Raw genomic sequence first — 20,324 nt, forward strand, 5'->3', positions numbered from 1 at the left:
GAAAACGCAAATTTAAAAAAAGAAAGCCGTTGAAACCTTCTATTTTAGTATTTTTAGGCCTTACGAAATCTAACTAATGATGATGAAAAAAGTTATTCTACCACTACTTTTAGGCCTTTTTTTGATAACAGCAACATTTGCGCAGAATTCAAAATCTGATGCCTTAAAATCTATTGATAACCAAAAAGAAAAATACACAACCATCGCTGACAAAATCTGGAATTTAGCCGAAATGGGTTATCAAGAAGAAAAAAGTAGTGCATTATTGCAGAAAACGCTTAAAGATGAAGGTTTTAAAATTACTTCTGATGTGGCTGACATTCCTACTGCATTTATTGCAGAATACGGTTCTGGATATCCAATAATTGGGATACTCGGAGAATTCGATGCTTTACCAGGTCTTTCTCAAAAAGCAGTTCCAGAAAAAGAGTCTGCAGGCGGAGTGGCAGGCCATGCTTGTGGCCATCATCTATTTGGCACAGCATCGTCAGCGGCAGCAATAGCCGTAAAAAATTGGATGAAAAAAACTGGGCAAAAAGGAACCATACGCTTTTATGGTTGCCCGGCAGAAGAAGGTGGTGGTGCAAAGGTTTACATGTCTAGAGAAGGCCTATTTAATGATGTTGATGTGGTAGTACACTGGCACCCAGGTTCTCAAAATGCAGCTAGTGCTGCTGCGGCTTTAGCCAATATTTCTGGTAAGTTTAGATTTCACGGCGTTTCTGCACATGCAGCAGGAGCACCTCATATGGGACGCTCTGCTTTAGATGGTGTTGAAGCCATGAATGCAATGGTTAATATGATGCGTGAACACGTATTACAAGAAACTAGAATACATTATGTTATCACTGATGGCGGTAAAGCCCCGAATGTAGTTCCCGATTTTGCCGAAGTTTATTATTACGCTCGTCATAATAGACGAGATGTGGTTAGAGATGTTTTTAACCGAATAGTAAAAGCAGGAGAAGGTGCTGCCTTAGGAACTGGAACCACTATGGAATATGAAATTGTAAATGGGGTGCACGAATTATTACCAAACTTAGTTTTACAAAAACTTGTCCATGATAATTTAGCTGAAATAGGCGGATTTACTTATACTGATGAAGAAAAAAGCTTTGGAGAAAAAATTGCTACTAGTCTAGGGCAAAAATCTTTAAATGAGCAAATAGCCCTAGAGGTACAACCCTATAAAGAAACAGCCAGAGCTTATGGTTCAACAGATGTTGGTGATGTTAGCTTTGTTGTGCCCACAGTTGGTTTTAGTACCGCGACTTGGGTACCTGGCACTCCTGCTCATAGTTGGCAAGCTGTAGCGGCTGGTGGCACATCAATTGGTCACAAAGGCATGTTGTTAGCGGCAAAGACTATAACAGCTTCTGTAATAGATTTATACACTAATGAAGAGCTCATACAACGGGCTAAAAAAGAATTTGAAGAACGTAGAGGGGCAGACTTTACCTACGAACCTTTACTTGGTAACAGAGCTCCAGCTTTAGATTACAGAAAATAAATAAAGTTAGTTTGTAACATTTTTCTACTATTGCTTACTAATCTATTGTAATCGACCAAAACTTAGTGAAAAAAGAGCTTGAGCATAAATTTGTGACAGAACTCGAGAACAATCAGAATATTGTTCACAAGGTGTGTAGGCTATATACCAATGACAGAGATTCACACAATGATTTGTTTCAAGAAATTACAATTCAGCTCTGGAAAGCCTACCCAAAATTCAGGGGAGATTCAAAACTAAGTACTTGGATGTATAGGGTTGCACTAAATACTGCAATTACCCTATATCGAAAATCAAAAAAACGGGTAAAGACCCAGGATTATGAATCGGTAAATTTTAAAATAAAAGCCGATGATTATGACGACACCCAAGAACGCCAACTCAAATTAATGTATGATGCTGTAAAGCAACTGGGTGATATTGATAAAGCACTCATCTTTTTATACCTAGAGGATAAAGACTATTCAGAAATAGCTGAAACCTTAGGTATTACTGAAGTTAATGCACGTGTAAAGATGAACAGAGTAAAAAAGAAACTAAGAACCATTATAAATCCGTAAGTGTTATGATGGACGAATTAGAACTATTAAAGAAAGATTGGCAAAAGAAGGAGCAAGAGCTTCCCAAGCTTTCTTATGAAGATATCTACAAAATGATTTGGAAAAAATCTTCCTCTTTTGTGAAGTGGATTTTCTACATAAGTATTGCAGAGTTTGTTTTTTGGTTTGCTTTAAATAGAATTCCACAAAGTAGTGATGATGTATTTGACCAATCAAAATACTTAAATCAGATAGACCTTGGTTTAGAGATTGTTTCTTATGCCATAATGATATTCTTCATCATTAAATTCTATATCAATTTTAAAAAGATTAACGCTACAGATTCTTCGAAAAAGTTGATGGAGAATATTTTAAAAGTGCATAAAACCGTAAAAACCTATGTGTGGTTTAGTATTGGTCTATTTATAGTAGCGTTATTGCTATTTTTTGTAGATATGGTGATTATAGAACCAGAGTTATCAGACTTGGCAACTAAAGCTGAAGGGGCTAATCAGCCATGGTTAATCTATCTTATGTCAGCCTTAGTATTCTTAGCGTTAATAGGTGTAACCTGTGGTATACTTTGGTTGTTTTATCGTTTGCTATATGGTATTCTTTTAAAACGATTAAAACAGAACTACAAAGAGCTTAAAAAATTAGAAGTATAACTTATTCACCTTTATAACTATAGCGTCTTTTTTGGTGGTCAGCTTCGTATGCAGCAATTTGTTCCTCAGGTATTACTCTTAAAAAAGAAGGATGCTGCTCGATAGCGTATTCTAATTTTTCAATTATCTGCTCCACAGTTTCGTTATCGTAGTCAATATTCAAAGGTTCTTTTATTTGCATTGATTGCAAAATACCTTTCTTCTTTATGTACAATCCTTTTTTATCAAAAGAACGTCTAAACCCATCAATTACAACTGGTACAACTATTGGTTTGTATCTTTTAATAATATGTGCGGTTCCTTTACGTAATGGTTTCCAAGGGGTAGTAGTGCCCTGAGGAAAAGTAATAACCCAACCATCATCTAAAGCGGTTCCAATATTAGTTATATCACTCATTTTTACTTGTCGTTGCACATCTTTACCCTCAGAACGCCAAGTACGTTCAATACTAATAGAACCAGCGTATGCTAGTAATTTAGTAAGCACACTTTTTTTCATGGTTTCTTTAGCGGCAACGTAGTAAATATTCAGTTTTGGATTCCACAAGTAGAATACATTTTTGATATTATCATCTCTTCCACTTAAAGCTGCGTTAAACACATGAAACATGGCAACCACATCAGCAAAATAGGTTTGATGATTACTAACAAATAATACATTAGTATCTGGCAAATCTCTAATTATATCTGAACCCTCTATAGCAAGTTTATTAAACTGCTTGTATCTAGAATGTGTAATTAGGCCCATTATTCTAATGAGCCATTTCTTTAAAAAAAGATTATGTCCGAAAGGATTTTTTTTAAATAACCCCATAGTTTAATTTAATTAGCAAATTTACAAAAACAGCTACAGCACCTGTTTTAAAAGTAATTTGATTTCGTTCAACATCATAGCTGTAGCACCCCAAACCACACGCCCTTCAAAGTTAAACGCTGGAACCTCAACACCTTGAGCGTAAGAGGTGTTTAGTTTTAATGATGTTAAGTTGTCTTCGTTTAAAACATAACGCATAGGTATTTCAAGAATATCTTCTACTTCACTCTCTTGTTTTTGAAAAGGCTCAATCTCTGTATATAGGCCTAAATAGGGTTGAACCCAAAAATTGCTTGGCGGTATGTATAATTTAGATAATTCTTTAACAACTTCAACCTTATGAACAGGTACCCCAACTTCTTCCTCAGTTTCTCTAAGTGCAGTTTCTAACATGCTATTATCTACCTTTTCCTCTTTACCTCCAGGAAATGCTATTTGATTAGAATGTACACCTTTATAAGATTTTCTAAGAATAAATAGCAAATGGGTTTCATCAGCTTTAGGATAAAATAATGCCATTACCCCAGCTCTTCTAGGGTTGCGTTCTTCTATTTTTCTAAGGTCTTGGTATTTTCTTCGCTCTGGCGGTTCCATTAAAAAGTGAGCTTTAGAACCAGGCAAAGGCAGATTTTTTATTTTTGAAATTCGATTATAAAAATCAATATAATTCATGCGAAATATATTCCTAGCAATTTTCACAAGTATACTATTAATTTTTGTGAGTGCCTGCAACCAGAATCACAAAACTCAAAAAAACAATACAACAAAAATTAAAGAACAAGTTGCTCTAAAAGATTCATCGATTACTTCTGAAATTGAGGAAATAGAAAAAGATACTTTTGAATTAACAGATGAAAATGCATTAGATTTTTTCAGAGCCTATGAAAAAGATTTAAAAGAAAACAAGGTTAAATTAACCACAAGCCTAGGCAGTTTTACAGTTGAATTATATAACAATGTACCCTATCATAGAGCTAACTTTATTTATCTTACCAAAAAAGGGTATTTCAACAATACTCAATTCCACAGAGTAGTACCCAACTTTATCATACAAGGGGGTAACTCTGATGATGTAGAAACAGCAAGAAAACGGGGTAATATAGGCAGATATCTGTTGCCACCAGACACTAAAAAAGGACATAAACACCATAGAGGCACTATATCTATGCCAAGTAGCGAACGAGACAACCCGCATAAGTTAGCCTCTCCGTTTGAGTTTTTTATTGTAGTAACCAACCCAGGTTCGTATCACTTAGATAGTGGTTATACTCCATTTGGTAGAGTTATTGAAGGTATGGATGTAGTTGATAAAATAAATCAATCTCCCATTGATACCGGAGAATGGCCCGTAAAGAATATTTACATTCTAAAAGCAGAGGCTTTTTAAGATTTTTCTTGGTTTGTATACAAGCTAGGCAAGGTAATGTTATACTTAACTGCTAATAAACGCACGATAATTACCACCAAAATAGCTCCAATATTAGCATAGGCATCAACAATGGGGAGTAAATCAAACAGGTAGAAAGACATTCCCCCCAAGATACATGCAGTAGCATAAATTTCTTTTCTAAAGATTACCGGTATTTCATTACATAAAATATCTCTAATTACCCCTCCAAAACTGGCCGTCATTGTTCCTAAAGCAATACAGATAACTGGCATTAATTCTGCCTGCATTCCTTTTTCAATACCAACAACAGTATACAACCCAATACCAATGGTATCAAATAAAAACAACGATTTTCTTAGGTATTTGAGGTATTTTACAAATAGAATAGCAAATACTACCGAAGATGAAATAACTATTATGTAGGTTAGATCCTGCATCCACCCCACTGGATTGTTACCAATAAGCAAATCACGTAAAGTACCACCACCAATTGAAGTCACAAAAGCAATAATAAAAACACCAAACAGGTCTAGTTTTTTTTCCATGGCAATGAGTACCCCAGAAATAGCAAAAGCAATGGTACCTAAAATATCTATGACTTGAAAAAACATGCTTACGCTTTTTGGGTGTAGTAATTGTAGTCTTTTATAACAATGTCTACAAATTCTACGGGATGCAATGTAGTGGTTACATCCATAACTTCTTTTAAGCGTTTATCTAGTTCAAGAATCACATTGTGATTACCATTTCGTTTAGATTTTTCAAACAACTCTTTAATAGTTTGTATTTCAGCATCTTTAAAAACTGTTACCTGCGGAAATTGTGGTTGATAATCAGTAGGTAGTTCTTTAAGTAGCGTATCTTTTAGTGAAACCCGTTTACGTTCGCTAATTACAGTTGTACCTGCGGCAACATCTCCAATACGTTGACCATTACCTCTAATTAGTATGGTCAAAACTGCAGCAGCACCAGAGGTTAAAGAAACATCTACAATGCGTAGAATCCAGCGCACAAAATAGTTACCAAAATTTGGTTTGGAACCATCTAATTTCACTACTCTTAAATTCATTAAACCTTTTCCAATAGTTTTTCCATCAGTAAAAGTTTCGAATAAAACATAATACAAAAAAGCAGGAAGCGTTAACACTAAATACAAAGCCCAAGCATCATTAAAATCAACTTCCAAAGAAATCAAAAGCAAAAAAACCAGTATAATGTAAATGGTAATAACTATACTATCTATAATGTACGCGAGCATACGTTCACCCAAATTAGAACTGTTTTGGGCAATGGCTACGTTTTGGGCAGTTTCTATTTGAAATTGGTTCATTTTTTGGTTTCTTTACAAATAAAGGCACAAATTTAATGCGAGAAGCAGCATTCGTAAAGCAAAATAAAGACAAATGGATTGCCTTTGAAGAGGCTCTTAATAGCAAAAGAGAACTTTCTCCAGACCATCTTTCTGACCTTTACATTGAAATTACAGACCATCTAAGCTACGCTAAAACATTCTATCCTAATAGCAATACACAATTGTATTTAAATGCTATTGCCGCTCAAGCACATCAAAAAATATATAAGACCAAACGCGAATCCAAGAATCGTATTGTAAGTTTTTGGAAAACTGAATTCCCATTACTTTTTGCACAACATCATAGAGAGCTTTTGATTGCTTTCTTAGTTTTTACTTTCTTCTGCTGTGTTGGCGCTTTTTCGGCAGCAAATGAAGGCGATTTTGTAAGGTCTATTTTAGGTGATAGCTATGTAAATATGACTTTAGAAAATATTGAAAATGGTGATCCTATGGCTGTCTATAAACAAATGGGCGAAATGAATATGTTTTTAGGTATTACCATAAATAACATAAGAGTTGCGCTAATGGCCTTTGCTTACGGCATTTTACTTGGCGTTGGAACACTTTATATCTTAATGAGCAATGGCATTATGCTCGGAAGTTTTCAATACTTTTTTTATGAAAAGGGATTGCTTTGGGAGTCTGCCAGAACAATTTGGATTCATGGTACTATAGAAATCTCAGTTATTATTATTGCTGGCTGTGCTGGTTTAGTAATGGCCAATGGTATGTTTTTTCCTGGAACCTATTCTCGACTCGAAGCTTTTAAAAGAGGAGTAAAAAACGGATTAAAAATAGTAATTAGCACTATACCATTTTTTATAATAGCAGGCTTTTTAGAGGGTTTTGTAACTAGACATACTGAGATGCCAGACTGGCTCGCAATATTAATTATTTTAAGTTCTTTAAGCCTGATAATTTACTATTACATTATTTACCCAATCAAACTAAATAAAAAGAAAATCAATGCAACAGAAACCATTCATTGAATTTAAAAAACAACGAGAGTTAAGTGATATTTTAACAGATACATTCAACTTTATAAAATTTGAGTTCAAACCATTTTTTGGAACAATTTTAAAAATAGTTGGTCCGTTTTTATTTGCTTTTTTAATCTGCATGGCGTTTTACTTGTATTCCTTTAATGGAGCATTTAACAGTGCATTGTATAGTGTTAACAGTAATGTTGATGCTTTTGGTGCTAGCCCTATCCTAATTATTATTGCTGCTCTAGGTCTTTTTGTTACAGCCATTGCAACAGTTGCTTTATTACAAGCTTCAATTTTATACTATGTAAAATCTTACACCGATAATCAAGGTAAAATTGACTTTGACTTAATAAAAAAAGAATCGTACAAGAACTTCTGGCGTTTTGTGGGTTTGGCCATTTTAGTGGGGTTAGCTATAGTTGTTGGTTTTATGTTTTGTATAATTCCGGGTATTTATTTGTATCCACCTTTAATGCTAGCTTTTAGCATAATGGTGTTTATGAACAAAAGTGTGAGCGACTCTTTTTCTTACGCGTTTACCTTAATAAAAGATAATTGGTGGATTACCTTCGCAACTCTTTTTGTAATAGGTATTATTACAGCAGTAATTGGTTACATAGTACAGCTACCAGGCATAATTTACATGTATGCCAAAATGGGTATATTTTCTGGAGAGATGGATGCTGAAAGCATGGGTAATATATTTGACCCTATCTATATTTTATTTAACCTAATTTCTTATTTAGTTCAGTTTACACTACAAACCGTAACTGTGGTAGCATCTGCATTAATTTTCTTTAATCTAAACGAAAAGAAAAACTTTACCGGTACAATGGAACGAATACAAAATATAGGCAATACACAAGAAGATTAAATGCTAAGATTACCGTTTATAATTCTTTTCCTAACTCTAGTATTTTCTAGTAACGCGCAACAAGATTCCACTAGAATACAGTATGATTCTAGCTTGGTTTCTCCTGTTGAAATTACTAAAGATGACTTGGCAGCTTATTTTGCGGACGATAAGTTTGATTATGAAGTTGAAAAAATAGATAATTCATGGTGGGAAGGAATTAAAAACTGGCTTTACAATATTTTACGAAGCTTTTTTGAATTTGTATTTGGTGAGTATAATGCCCCGAGCTATTTATCAGGGTTTCTAGAAATAGTTCCTTATTTACTATTAGCATTACTTCTTTATTTATTAATTCGGTTTTTTATTAATGCTAGTACTAAAAACATCATTTTTTCTAAAGAAAACCAGAATTTAGTTTCACTATCAGAAGAAGAAAGACTTATTAAAACTGAAGATATTCAGAGTCTAATAAAGCAAGCTTTTGACGACAAAAATTATAGATTGGCAATTCGTTATTACTACCTTTTCTTGCTAAAATTGCTAACTGAAAGAGAATTGATAGATTGGCAACTTCAAAAAACTAATGATGATTACATTATTGAATTAGCCAAAAGCAACTTACTCCCTCAATTTAAAAAGGTAACCTTATTATATGATTATATCTGGTATGGTGAATTTACTATAGATGAAGCTGCATATAAAAGTGCAAAATCCAATTTTGACAAACTTAAAAACGCTATAAGAACAGATGTTTAAAAAGGGTAAAGCATATCTAATAATCGGCATTCTTGCGTTGGGACTTTTAGTTGTTTTTGAAAGTAACAAACCAAAAAATATAAATTGGTTTCCATCTTATGTATCTACCCACAAAATACCTTATGGCACAAAAGTTTTTAATGATTTAAGTTCAAAATACTTTAAAGAGATTACCCAAGTTTACAAAACTCCTTATGAGTATTTATCTAATAACTCAGATGCCAAAGGCACCTATATTTTTATTAATGAAGAAGTAAGTTTCTCTGAAACAGATACTAATGAATTGTTACAATGGGTAGAAAATGGTAATCACTTATTTATAGCTTCAGAATACTTCGATTATAAGTTTTTAGATACGTTAAACCTACAAACCTCATCTACCTACGACCCCTATTCCATAAATCCTAAGTTTACACATAAGTTGGTAAATTCTTCACTAGAAATAAAGCCAGTTACTTTTGAGAAAGACTATTATGCAACTACTTTTTCATCTATAGATACCTTAAAAACAGTGGTACTAGGTGAAGTTTCTGTAACAAACGACAGTACTAAAATTAAAGAAAAAAGCATCAATATTATTCAACAAGAATTTGGTTCAGGAAAAATCACTTTATCTACCTTTCCTAAAGCCTTTACTAACTATTTTATGTTGAAAGATGACAATAGGCACCTTACTTCTGGGGTGTTGGCCTATGCAAAAAATTCGGGAACGGTATTTATAGACAACCACTACAAATCTGGTAAAACCTTTCATACCTCACCTATGTATTTATTTTTAAATACCAAAGAACTAAAATGGGCGTATTACATAGTTTTAATAGGTGTTTTAGTGTACATCGTTTTTGAAGGCAAACGTAAACAAAGAGCTATTAAAGTGGTTCAGCCTTTAAAAAATCAAACACTAACGTTTACCAAAACCATTGCCGATATGTATTTTGAGAACAATCGACAAGGAGATATCGCCAAGCATAAAATTCAATATTTTCTAGATTACATACGTACTAAGTTTTACCTGTCTACAGAAATTATTGATGAAACTTTTTATGAAAATTTAGCTGCTAGAACTAACCATAACGTAGACCAGATAAAGGGTTTATTTAAAACCTTTGAAAGCATTCAAAAAACCACACATGTTACCAATAATCAATTGGAACAACTCGATAAAAAAATTCAAAATTTTAAAGACAAAGTAAATGGAAAACAATGATTTAAACTTTGATAGCCGCATACCCTTACAGGAACTAAATGAAGCTGTTGAACAACTAAAAAGTGAACTTGCTAAGGTGATTATTGGGCAACAAAATTTTGTAGAACTATTAATTGTTTCGCTATTAGTTGATGGTCATGTTTTAATTGAAGGTGTTCCCGGAATTGCTAAAACTATAACTGCAAAACTCTTTGCAAAAACACTTAAAACAAACTTTAGTCGCATACAGTTTACACCAGATTTAATGCCAAGTGATATTTTAGGAACTTCTATTTTCAATGTAAAAGATTCTGATTTTGAGTTTAAAAAAGGGCCTATTTTCTCCAATATTATTTTGATTGACGAGATAAACAGAGCGCCAGCAAAAACCCAAGCAGCACTTTTTGAAACTATGGAAGAACGCCAAGCAACCATTGACGGGCATACCTATAAAATGGCTGCACCATTTATGGTTTTAGCCACGCAGAACCCAATTGAACAAGAAGGCACCTATGCATTGCCTGAAGCACAACTAGACCGTTTTTTATTTAAAATAAAAGTAGGCTACCCAAGTGTTGAAGAAGAAGTTCTGATTATACAATCTCACCACGACCGTAAGGCTACTAAACCACAAGAACTCATCAAAGCTATTTTGCAACCAAAAAAATTACAAGAGTTTAAAAACAATGTTCATGATGTTTTGGTTGAAGAAAAAATTGTTAAGTACATAGCTGAAATTATTGCCAAAACAAGAAATCATCCGCATTTATATTTAGGTGCTTCGCCTAGAGCTTCTATTGCAACCTTACAAGCAGCTAAGGCTTTTGCAGCAATTAGCGGTAGAGATTTTGTAATACCAGAAGATGTAAAAAAGGCGTTAACACCAATCTTAAATCATAGAATAATTCTCACTCCAGAAAGAGAGATGGAAGGTATGACCACTGAAACTGTAATAGCAATGATAGTAGAATCAGTAGAAATACCACGTTAATGCAATTTTTAAAGTCGCTTTACATACACAATCGTTTTTTCTGGTACATTGCCATATTGGCAAGTGGCTTCGTGCTTTCGTACTGGTTAAAATGGTTGTATCCGTTTTGCTGGATTTTAACTTTTGTATTACTGACTTTATTTTTCTTAGATATATACTTTTTATATCGGTATAAAAACGCAATTTCAGCAACTAGAGATTTACCTCAAAAATTATCTAATAGTGACTATAATACACTACGTATTCTTTTTAAATCTAAATATCCATTTAAGACAGAAATTGAGCTGATAGATGAACTACCAGAACAATTTCAAAAAAGAGATTTTTACCATAAAGCCAAAGTTTTAAGAAATCAAGAACACGTTTTTGAATATGCTGTAAGACCTGTAGAACGGGGTGAGTATGTGTTTGGGAACCTAAATGTTTACGCATCTAGCCCTTTACAATTTGTTAAGCGCAGATACAAATTTGAAAAAGATACTATGGTTCCTGTTTACCCCAGTATTATTCAAATGCAACAGTACGACTTTTTAGCCATAAGCAACAAATTGACCGAATTAGGGCTAAAAAAAATAAGGCGTATTGGTCATACGCAAGAATTTGAACAAATAAAAGAGTATGTAGTTGGTGATGATTTTAGAACAATAAACTGGAAAGCAACCGCAAAGAAAAACCAGTTAATGGTAAACCAATATCAAGATGAAAAATCACAACCCATATATTCTATCATAGATATTGGAAGGGTAATGAAAATGCCCTTTAATGGTCTTAAATTACTAGATTATGCTATAAATTCCACGCTAGCTTTTTCTAATGTAGCTTTAAAACGAAATGATAAAACAGGTATGCTTACTTTTTCAAAAAAAGTAGCAAATTTTGTTCCTGCCGTTCAAAAACTAACCCATCTAAATACCATTTTAGAAACGCTCTACAATATTGATACAGATTTTAGTGATGCCGATTTTGGGCAACTTTACGCACACGCCAAACGTAAAATTAATCACAGAAGCCTACTATTACTCTACACCAATTTTGAACACCCATCTGCCTTAAAACGGCAACTACCGTATTTATTAGCGTTGGCCAAACAACACGTTTTGGTTGTCATCTTTTTTGAAAATACAGAATTAGAAACTTTGGTTACAGAAAATGCAGAAGACCTGCAAAGTATCTATCATAAAACCATTGCAGAAAAATTTATTTTAGAGAAAAGAGTAATGCAGAAAGAGTTACAACAATATGGTATACAAACAATTCTTACCAAACCAGAAGAGCTTACCATAAATACAATTAACAAGTATCTCGAAATAAAAGCACGCGGGTTGTTATAATTTTTTTATCTTCTTGTTTGTAACTGAAGACAAACTAATCCATCATGCTTAAAAAACCGTTGCTCATTATTTTGAGCGTACTATTTGGTGTGCTCACTTCTTGCTCATCAAATCCTGAAAAACCATTAGAAACTCCTCTGGTGGTAAATTTAGACGAAGCGTATTTGCAACAAAAAGTAACTGAAGCCCAAAACATTGGCAGTATTAAAATTGCTGAAGGTTTAAAATTAGACCTATGGGCACCAGATACTTTAGCTCCAGACCCTATTGCCATGGATATGGATGCCCAAGGAAATTTATACTTTACTAGGGCTGTACGGCCAAAAAATTCAGAGTTTGATATTAGAGGTTATCGTCATTGGATGACCAGTTCTATAAGTTTTACAGATGTTGAAGAACGTAGAGCTTTTCTACATGAAACATTTGCACCAGAATTAAGTGATGAAAATTCTTGGTTAGCCGATTTAAATGAAGATGGCAGTCATGATTGGAAAGATTTAGCGGTAGAAAAAGATGAAGTATGGAAACTAGAAGATAAAGATGGTGACGGCCTCGCAGAAAAGGCAACGCGAGTGGTCCAAGATTTTAATACCGAAGTTTCAGATGTTGCTAACGCTATATTAATTGATGGCGAGAACTTGTATGTGGGTATAGCACCAGATATGTGGCAATTAAAAGATACGAATGGTGATGAGGTTTTTGAAACTAAAAAATCTCTAGCAACAGGGTTTGGCGTTCACATTGGTTTTGGCGGCCATGGCATGTCTGGGGCAATAATGGGTCCAGATGGCAAACTATATTGGGGTATTGGAGATATCGGTGCTAACATTACAGATAACGCCGGAAATAATTACCCCTACCCCAACGAAGGCGTTATTGTTCGTTGCAATCCAGATGGTTCTGATTTTGAAGTTTACGCAAGTGGATTACGAAACACACATGAGTTTGTTTTTGACACCTACGGTAATTTAATTTCATCTGATAATGATGGTGACCATCAAGGTGAAAGTGAACGCTTAGTACATATAGTTGAAGGTTCAGATGCTGGATGGCGTTCAAATTGGCAATACGGTAAATACACAGACCCTTTAAACAATGGCTATAATGTTTGGATGGATGAGAAACTCTACATACCAAGATGGCAAGGCCAAGCAAGTCATATAATTCCGCCTATAATGAATTACCATAATGGCCCAACGGGAATGTTATTTAATCCCGGTACAGCCTTAGGCTCAAGATTTACCAACAAATTCTTTTTAGTAGAATTTGTTGGTGACCCTTCTATATCTCATATCTGGTCTTTTGACTTAAAACCAAAAGGGGCATCTTTTGAGTTAAATTCAGAAGAAGATTTAGTCAGTGGTATTTTACCTACGGGTATGCAATTTGGTCCAGATGGTGCACTTTACGCAACTGATTGGTTAACAGGCTGGGGACCTAAAAATGCCGGTAGAGTTTGGAAAATAGACGTTACCGAAGCTGAGAATGATTTAAGTTCGGAGCGTGAGGAAACCAAAAAGTGGCTACAGTCTAATTTTGAAGATTTAAATAATGATGAGTTAATTTCACTTTTGTCTTACCCAGATATGCGTGTACGACAAAAAGCACAATTTGAACTTGCCAAGAGCACCTTTTGGGGGTATCGCAAACTTAAAGAAGTGGCTAAAAATCAACGTAACCCAATTCCAAGAATTCATGCTATTTGGGGTATTGGTCAAATTGCTGCTAAAGCTAATTCTAAGGCAGATGTTTTGGTTGATTTATTAAATGATAGTGACAAAGAAATCGTAGCCCAAAGTTTAAAAGTTCTTGGTGACGTTCGCAACGCTGTAGGTGAAAAAACAATGATTTCCCTCTTAAAATCAGAAGAGCCAAGAATTCAGTTTTTTGCAGCACAGGCCTTAGGTAGAATAAAAAGTGAAAAAGCAATTCAACCACTTTTAGATGTAATTGCTCAAAACGCGGATAACGATTTATACATAAGACATGCAGCGGTTTTAGCATTATCTAGAATAGGAAAAGAAGCGCCATTGATGGCATTGGCAAATGCTGATAATCGTTCTTTACGAATAGCTGCGGTTCTCACATTAAGAAGATTAAAAAGTGAAAAGGTAGCACTCTTTTTAAATGATGCTGATGAATTAATTGTTGCTGACGCTGCTAGAGCAATAAATGATGATACGTCAATAGAAAAGGCCTTACCAGCTCTTGCTAGCATCTTAAATACTACAAAATTTAAATCTGAACCAATTCTCCGAAGAGCTATTAATGCTGCCTTACGGGTTGGTGGTGAAGACCAAATGAAAGGGTTAATCACTTTTGCAAAAAACACCAACAATCCTTCAGTTTTAAGAGGAGAAGCTTTAGCCGCATTAAGTACCTGGATGGCACCATCCTTAATGGACCGCGTTGACGGTAGATATCGCGGAGCAGTTGAAAGAGCTATTGAACCAGTGCAGCAAATGGTGAATGCTGATATTGAGGAGCTATTAAATGAAGAAGATTCTAACGTATTAGAAGGGGCTATTAAACTGTTGGCTGCTTTACAATTAAAAGGTCATGAGGCAAGATTAGTTCAAATACTAAACGCCAACACAGCTTCTGGTGCAAAATCTGAAGCGCTTAAAGCCTTGGGCAGCTTAGCCTACCCAAATCTTGCTAAAGTTATGAAAACGGGCATGGCAGATAAAAATGAACAAGTTAGAAGAACCGCTATTGGATTATTAAGTGAATTAGATATTGCTAAAGAAGATTTACCTGGAGTAGTAAATCCAATTTTTGAAAAAGGTGGTGCTAATGAACAACAAGCTATTTTGGCGGTATTAGCCGAAATGCCAAAAGAAAATTCAGAAGTAGTATTGGGTAGTATTTTATCAAAAGCTGCCAGAGGGCAAGTTAATGATGCGGCCATGCTCGATTTAATAGAAGCTGCCGAACAACATGGCGGAGAGGCTTTAAACACTAAATTAGCTCTATTAAAAGCCAAAGGCTACGGAACAGAGAGTTATACTGAAACCCTTTACGGTGGTAACTGGTGGGCAGGGCAATCAGTTTTTGTGAGTAATTCCACCGCTCAGTGTGTGCGTTGCCATGCACTAAAAGGTTCTGGCGGTAAAGTTGGTCCACCTATGGATAATATTGGAAATGTACTTACCCGAGAACAAATTTTAGAGTCGCTAATAGAACCATCTAAACGTTTAGCACCTGGCTACGGCAGTGTAAAACTAACACTAACCAACGGGCAAGAGGTAAATGGACTTTTAATCGAAGAAAATGCCAAAGAATTGATTCTAAGAACAAATGAAGCGGAACCGTTAAAAGTTGCGCATTCTAGAATACAGAACAGAACTAATATGCCATCTGGTATGCCTCCTATGGGTAAAATGATAACTAAAAGAGAGCTTAGAGATTTAATTCAATTTTTAAGTAGTCTAAAAACTAAAGAAGGGGCTTAATCCCATAAATCAGGAATGGCTAAAGAAGACAAAGCTGGTAATTCTTGATTAGATAAATTTCTAAACGAATACATATTTTCATCTAAAACGACCAAAGCAGTACCTTCCTGTTTTGGTCTTTTTTTTGTGTGAGCAGCATTAAATAACTCAATATTTACGGTAAAACTTAACCCACCTATGACAGTTGTAAGTACATCATTATTACTCCAACCTGTACCCCCATCACGGCTATCAAAAACTTCTTTACCTAATCCTGCAATTGCACTACCCCCTATTGCTCCTAAAATTCTATATAATCTTTGGTTACCTGTAAACTCACAAAGTAGTTCACTACCAGTTGCAGCAGCTAGATTACCTGCAACGGAATGTAATTCTACATCTCTAGGTGAAAATGTATATCTGTTGGTTTGCCCATAAACAATACCAACTAGTAGAAAAAAAATATGAGGTAAAAATCTTTTCAATCTATCTAAATTAAAATCACTTTCAATTACCTAACGATTAAAACAGGTATTTTGTTTTAAAATTATAGCTATTTCAATACTGCCTTTGACGATTCAAACTCCTCCATAAGTTCTGAGACAACAGCTGCAGCAGGCTTAATTTCAGAAATCATAGCCGAAACCTGACCTATTTCTAATTCACCTTCATCCATATCACCCTCAAACATTCCTCTTTTTGCACGTGCCCGCCCTAATAGTTTTTTTAACTCGTCTACCGTAGCACATTTCTCATAAGCCGCTTGAACATCAGTATAAAACTTATTTTTTAGCAGTCTAACTGGAGCTAATTCTTTTAACGTAAGATGGGTGTCACCTTCATTAGCATTCAATACTGCTTCTTTAAATAATAAATGTGATGAAGCCTCTGGTGTGGCAACAAATCTACTACCCACTTGAACGCCGTCTGCACCTAATACCATGGCTGCAAGCATTTGTTTTCCGTTGGCAATACCACCAGCAGCTATTAAGGGTATTTGAATATTTTCTTTTACTAAAGGAATAAGAACCATGGTTGTGGTTTCATCTCTACCGTTATGTCCGCCAGCTTCAAAACCTTCTGCAACAACTGCATCTACTCCTGCATTTTGTGCCTTTAAAGCAAATTTTAAACTGCTTACTACATGTACTACAGTGATACCATGTTTTTTAAAATAAGGTGTCCATACTTTTGGATTACCCGCAGAAGTGAATACAATCTTTACTCCTTCATCCACAATAATCTTCATGATTTCTTCTAAATCAGGATAAAGCATAGGTACATTAACACCAAAAGGTTTGTCTGTGGCTTTTTTACATTTTTGAATATGTTCTCTAAGCACCTCTGGATACATGCTTGCGGCCCCTATTAGGCCTAATCCTCCAGCATTAGATACTGCAGCTGCTAAACGCCAACCGCTAGCCCAAATCATTCCTCCCTGAATAATAGGGTATTTAATATTGAAAAGTTCTTGAATCTTAGTTGTCATATTATGAAATTACTCCAGAACCCAAAAGTTCATCACCATTATACCAGGCAACAAATTGACCTTCAGCAATTGCAGACTGCTTTTCTTCAAAATCAACAAAGAGCCCGCCAGACACTTTGTATAGCGTGGCTTTTTGTAAAGGTTGACGATACCGAATACGCGCCATTACCTGCATATGCTCATCAATTGCCAAGGTTAAATCTGTGCGTATCCAATGTAATTCATCATCATTTACAAACAAGGTTTTTCTGTATAATCCAGGATGGTTTTTACCTTGACCTGTGTATATTATATTCTCATCAACATTAGTTTCAATAACAAATAAAGGTTCTTTAGTTCCACCAACATCTAAACCTTTACGTTGGCCTATTGTAAAATAATGAGCACCTTGATGCTCACCAACCACCTTACCATCTGTTAAAGAATAGTGTGGTTTTTCAGCGTTATTAACCAGTTCTTCTAGTTTTGTATCATAAGAATTTGATTGATTTTGATATTGAGCAATATCACTATCAACTTCTACAATAACGCCCTTTTTAGGTTTCAATTTTTGCTGTAAAAAATCAGGTAATCGAACTTTACCAATAAAACAAAGGCCTTGAGAATCTCTTTTCTCGGCAGTAATTAAATTTTGTTCTGCAGCAATTTTTCGCACCTCTGGTTTGGTGAGTTCTCCAACTGGAAAAAGTGCTTTTGAAAGCTGTTCTTGTGAAACTTGACATAAAAAATAAGACTGGTCTTTATTACCGTCTACTCCTGCCAGTAATTGATACGTTTTAGTTCCGTCAGCATTTTCTAGTATTCCTTTTCTGCAATAATGCCCCGTAGCCACATAGTCTGCCCCTAAATCCATTGCTATTTTAAGAAAAACATCAAACTTTATTTCTCTATTGCAAAGTACATCAGGATTGGGAGTTCTACCTTTTTCATATTCATTAAACATATAGTCCACAATACGCTCTTTGTATTGCTTACTTAAATCAACAGTTTGAAAAGGTATCCCTAATTTCTCAGCCACTAAAAGCGCATCATTACTATCTTCTAACCAAGGACATTCATCTGATATGGTTACAGAATCATCATGCCAATTTTTCATAAAAAGACCAATAACCTCATAACCTTGTTGCAACAATAAATAAGCTGCCACACTAGAATCAACACCACCAGAAAGTCCAACTACAACTTTTTTCATAACATCTGTAAAGTCGTGCAAAATTACAAAACCTTGCGTTGCCGTTTATTAAAACTAAGAGCCATGATTCTTACGAAAGTTTAATAGCTACATAACAAATACTTAAAGATGCAAATCAAATATTTTAAGCTTTAAGAATTAATTTCAAAAACTTAAATACGAAACCAAAAAACTTTGAAAATGAAAATCATCCCACAACTAAGTAAATTACTGTTATTGATTGTTTTTTGCTTATTTATTGCCTGCAGTAACGACGATAATGGCAGCCCAGAAGTTGATGACGAAATTGAAAATACCGACACTGAAGATGAAGAATCTACAGAAAATGAAGAAGAAAATGATGTTGAAGAAGGTACAACTACAGATGGTTCTGTAGTTGATTATATTGTAGGGGCTGAGAATCTTACTCAACTAGAAGAAGCAGTTATTACTGCCGGGCTAGTTGAAGCCTTAAATGCCGAAGGTCCTTTTACCATTTTTGCACCAACAGACGAGGCTGCTGCTAATTTATTTGATTTACTTGGTGATAACTACTCCAGTTTTGCTGATTTTGACACTTTTGTTGAAAAGCAACTATTAGAACTTATCTTATCTTACCATGTTGTTCCCGGTAATTATCCTTCTAAAGAATTGGTAGAAGGCGCATTAACTACCTTGGTTCCAGATGAAAATATTGAAATAATAGCAGCTGGTGATAGTTTTGTAATTGGAGACGCTTCAGCTGTTGATGCAACTATCATTGGGGTAGATAACATCGCAAATAATGGCGTAGTTCATTTAATAGACAAAATTTTAATTCCTCAAGAAGTTCAAGAATTCCTTGAAAGTTTAGGTATTGATAGCGGAGGTAATTTACCTACTATTACAGAATTGGTTGGTGCTAACGAAGACTTAGAATTTTTATATCAAGCGTTAGAACTAACTGGTCTTTTAGAAACTTTAGACAGTGAAGGTCCATTTACTGTTTTTGCGCCTTCAAACGAAACGCTCTTATTTGTAGCCGGTATTTTTGGAAACTCCATAGAAGATATCCAAAGTTTTGACACCGAGGAAGAAATTGAATTACTGAGAAATGTATTGTTATACCATGTAGTAGAGGGTACAGTTTCGTCCACTGATTTGGCTTCAGGAGAAATTACAACCTTACTTGGTGATGTAATTTCCGTAGCAGAAACTGCTGAAGGTTTTGTGCTTAAAGATGCACTAAATACAAATTATGAAGAAGCAAATTTGGAGATAGATGTTGAAATAAATCTAAATGTAAATTTTGTCGTTACCGATATTCCAGCAGCAAATGGCGTAATCCATATTGTTGACAGAGTATTAGTACCTCAATCGGTAATAGATACTGTACTATCAGAAACAGAGAACAGTTTAGCCGAGCTCCTTGAAAATGAAATGTTCATTGCAGCATATTATATGGTAAGAGGTGATTTTGTAGAAACTTTCGAAAATTCTGAAGAGTTCACCTTATTTATACCAACAAACCAAGCGTTTTTAAGTCTGTTTGAAGAACTTGATGGTATTGATAGTTTAGCAGATTTTGACACCGAAGAAGAATTAGAATTGCTATCAACAATCTTATCTTATCATTTAATAAGAAATATAAAAGCAACAGCTTCAGTTTTACAAGACGGTCAACAAATCGAGACCCTTCAAGGAGAAGAATTGACAATTTCTTTAACAAACGGAGTGTCTATTCTTGACAAAAGCGGAAAAGCTGCTACGGTTACTTCTGCTGACATTTTAGTAGGGAATGGAGTAATACACTTTATCGATAAGGTATTGTTACCACAGGCGGTACTCGACAGCTTGTAAATTATTG

General features: G+C 34.8%; 19 protein-coding genes. 12 read left to right on the top strand and 7 right to left on the bottom strand.

The genetic code is table 11. The features are described from left to right. The first annotated feature begins 82 nt into the window (after window positions 1-82). The 3 genes from H5V42_RS14390 (at window position 83) to H5V42_RS14400 (ending at window position 2,717) form a co-directional block, all read left to right on the top strand. Window positions 83-1,510 carry an amidohydrolase gene (locus H5V42_RS14390; protein ID WP_185783898.1) on the top strand — a complete coding sequence of 476 codons (1,428 nt, stop codon included), beginning with the start codon at window positions 83-85 and terminating at the stop codon, window positions 1,508-1,510. Window positions 1,511-1,575: 65 nt separating this feature from the next. Further along, complete coding sequence (locus H5V42_RS14395; RefSeq protein WP_185783877.1) at window positions 1,576-2,070, top strand: RNA polymerase sigma factor; 495 nt, start codon at window positions 1,576-1,578, stop codon at window positions 2,068-2,070. A gap of 8 nt (window positions 2,071-2,078) precedes the next feature. After that, window positions 2,079-2,717: a hypothetical protein gene (locus H5V42_RS14400; protein ID WP_390809452.1), complete on the top strand. Its 639-nt coding sequence runs from the start codon at window positions 2,079-2,081 to the stop codon at window positions 2,715-2,717. A gap of 1 nt (window position 2,718) precedes the next feature. On the opposite strand, the gene H5V42_RS14405 is transcribed toward H5V42_RS14400, so the two are convergent. Further along, window positions 2,719-3,531: a lysophospholipid acyltransferase family protein gene (locus tag H5V42_RS14405; RefSeq protein ID WP_185783879.1), complete on the bottom strand. Its 813-nt coding sequence runs from the start codon at window positions 3,529-3,531 to the stop codon at window positions 2,719-2,721. Window positions 3,532-3,564: 33 nt separating this feature from the next. Continuing rightward, a complete protein-coding gene (locus tag H5V42_RS14410) occupies window positions 3,565-4,203 on the bottom strand; it encodes an NUDIX hydrolase (protein WP_185783880.1) in 639 nt (212 codons plus the stop codon). Here H5V42_RS14410 and H5V42_RS14415 point away from each other — a divergent pair. Beyond that, the gene (locus tag H5V42_RS14415; protein ID WP_185783881.1) at window positions 4,202-4,918 is read left to right on the top strand and encodes a peptidylprolyl isomerase; all 717 of its coding nucleotides are present in this window, start codon (window positions 4,202-4,204) and stop codon (window positions 4,916-4,918) included. The two genes, H5V42_RS14410 and H5V42_RS14415, sit on opposite strands and share 2 nt — an antisense overlap. On the opposite strand, the gene H5V42_RS14420 is transcribed toward H5V42_RS14415, so the two are convergent. Then, entirely contained in the window at window positions 4,915-5,532 is a 618-nt protein-coding gene (locus tag H5V42_RS14420) for a trimeric intracellular cation channel family protein (protein WP_185783882.1), read from the bottom strand. The two genes, H5V42_RS14415 and H5V42_RS14420, sit on opposite strands and share 4 nt — an antisense overlap. Window positions 5,533-5,534: 2 nt before the next feature. Next, on the bottom strand, window positions 5,535-6,251 hold the full coding sequence (locus H5V42_RS14425) for an RDD family protein (RefSeq protein WP_185783883.1): 717 nt from the start codon (window positions 6,249-6,251) through the stop codon (window positions 5,535-5,537). Between the two features lie 35 nt (window positions 6,252-6,286). Between H5V42_RS14425 and H5V42_RS14430 the strand changes: the two genes are divergently transcribed. The 7 genes from H5V42_RS14430 to H5V42_RS14460 are packed head-to-tail and all read left to right on the top strand — an operon-like array spanning window position 6,287 to window position 15,839. Next, window positions 6,287-7,264 carry a stage II sporulation protein M gene (locus H5V42_RS14430; protein WP_185783884.1) on the top strand — a complete coding sequence of 326 codons (978 nt, stop codon included), beginning with the start codon at window positions 6,287-6,289 and terminating at the stop codon, window positions 7,262-7,264. Beyond that, the gene (locus tag H5V42_RS14435; protein WP_185783885.1) at window positions 7,242-8,138 is read left to right on the top strand and encodes a hypothetical protein; all 897 of its coding nucleotides are present in this window, start codon (window positions 7,242-7,244) and stop codon (window positions 8,136-8,138) included. The genes H5V42_RS14430 and H5V42_RS14435 overlap by 23 nt, the downstream gene beginning before the upstream one ends. Next, entirely contained in the window at window positions 8,139-8,876 is a 738-nt protein-coding gene (locus H5V42_RS14440) for a DUF4129 domain-containing protein (RefSeq protein WP_185783886.1), read from the top strand. Further along, a complete protein-coding gene (locus H5V42_RS14445) occupies window positions 8,869-10,083 on the top strand; it encodes a DUF4350 domain-containing protein (RefSeq protein WP_185783887.1) in 1,215 nt (404 codons plus the stop codon). Before H5V42_RS14440 ends, H5V42_RS14445 begins: the two co-directional genes overlap by 8 nt. Further along, on the top strand, window positions 10,070-11,053 hold the full coding sequence (locus tag H5V42_RS14450) for an AAA family ATPase (protein ID WP_185783888.1): 984 nt from the start codon (window positions 10,070-10,072) through the stop codon (window positions 11,051-11,053). The genes H5V42_RS14445 and H5V42_RS14450 overlap by 14 nt, the downstream gene beginning before the upstream one ends. Further along, window positions 11,053-12,384: a DUF58 domain-containing protein gene (locus H5V42_RS14455; protein ID WP_185783889.1), complete on the top strand. Its 1,332-nt coding sequence runs from the start codon at window positions 11,053-11,055 to the stop codon at window positions 12,382-12,384. Before H5V42_RS14450 ends, H5V42_RS14455 begins: the two co-directional genes overlap by 1 nt. Before the next feature lie 44 nt (window positions 12,385-12,428). Then, complete coding sequence (locus H5V42_RS14460) at window positions 12,429-15,839, top strand: DUF7133 domain-containing protein (protein WP_185783890.1); 3,411 nt, start codon at window positions 12,429-12,431, stop codon at window positions 15,837-15,839. Here the strand turns inward: H5V42_RS14460 and H5V42_RS14465 are convergent. From H5V42_RS14465 to mnmA, 3 genes are all read right to left on the bottom strand, one after another. After that, window positions 15,836-16,303 (bottom strand): hypothetical protein, encoded by a 468-nt coding sequence (locus H5V42_RS14465; RefSeq protein ID WP_185783891.1) that lies wholly within the window; start codon window positions 16,301-16,303, stop codon window positions 15,836-15,838. The genes H5V42_RS14460 and H5V42_RS14465 overlap by 4 nt on opposite strands. Window positions 16,304-16,371: 68 nt before the next feature. Continuing rightward, window positions 16,372-17,307 (bottom strand): NAD(P)H-dependent flavin oxidoreductase, encoded by a 936-nt coding sequence (locus H5V42_RS14470; protein ID WP_185783892.1) that lies wholly within the window; start codon window positions 17,305-17,307, stop codon window positions 16,372-16,374. A gap of 1 nt (window position 17,308) precedes the next feature. Then, the gene (gene mnmA / locus H5V42_RS14475; protein WP_185783893.1) at window positions 17,309-18,499 is read right to left on the bottom strand and encodes a tRNA 2-thiouridine(34) synthase MnmA; all 1,191 of its coding nucleotides are present in this window, start codon (window positions 18,497-18,499) and stop codon (window positions 17,309-17,311) included. A gap of 180 nt (window positions 18,500-18,679) precedes the next feature. Between mnmA and H5V42_RS14480 the strand changes: the two genes are divergently transcribed. After that, window positions 18,680-20,317: a fasciclin domain-containing protein gene (locus H5V42_RS14480; protein WP_185783894.1), complete on the top strand. Its 1,638-nt coding sequence runs from the start codon at window positions 18,680-18,682 to the stop codon at window positions 20,315-20,317. The last annotated feature ends 7 nt before the right edge of the window (window positions 20,318-20,324 follow it).

Origin of the sequence: Croceivirga lutea (assembly GCF_014235875.1) — a bacterium.
Taxonomy (GTDB): Bacteria; Bacteroidota; Bacteroidia; order Flavobacteriales; family Flavobacteriaceae; genus Croceivirga; species Croceivirga lutea.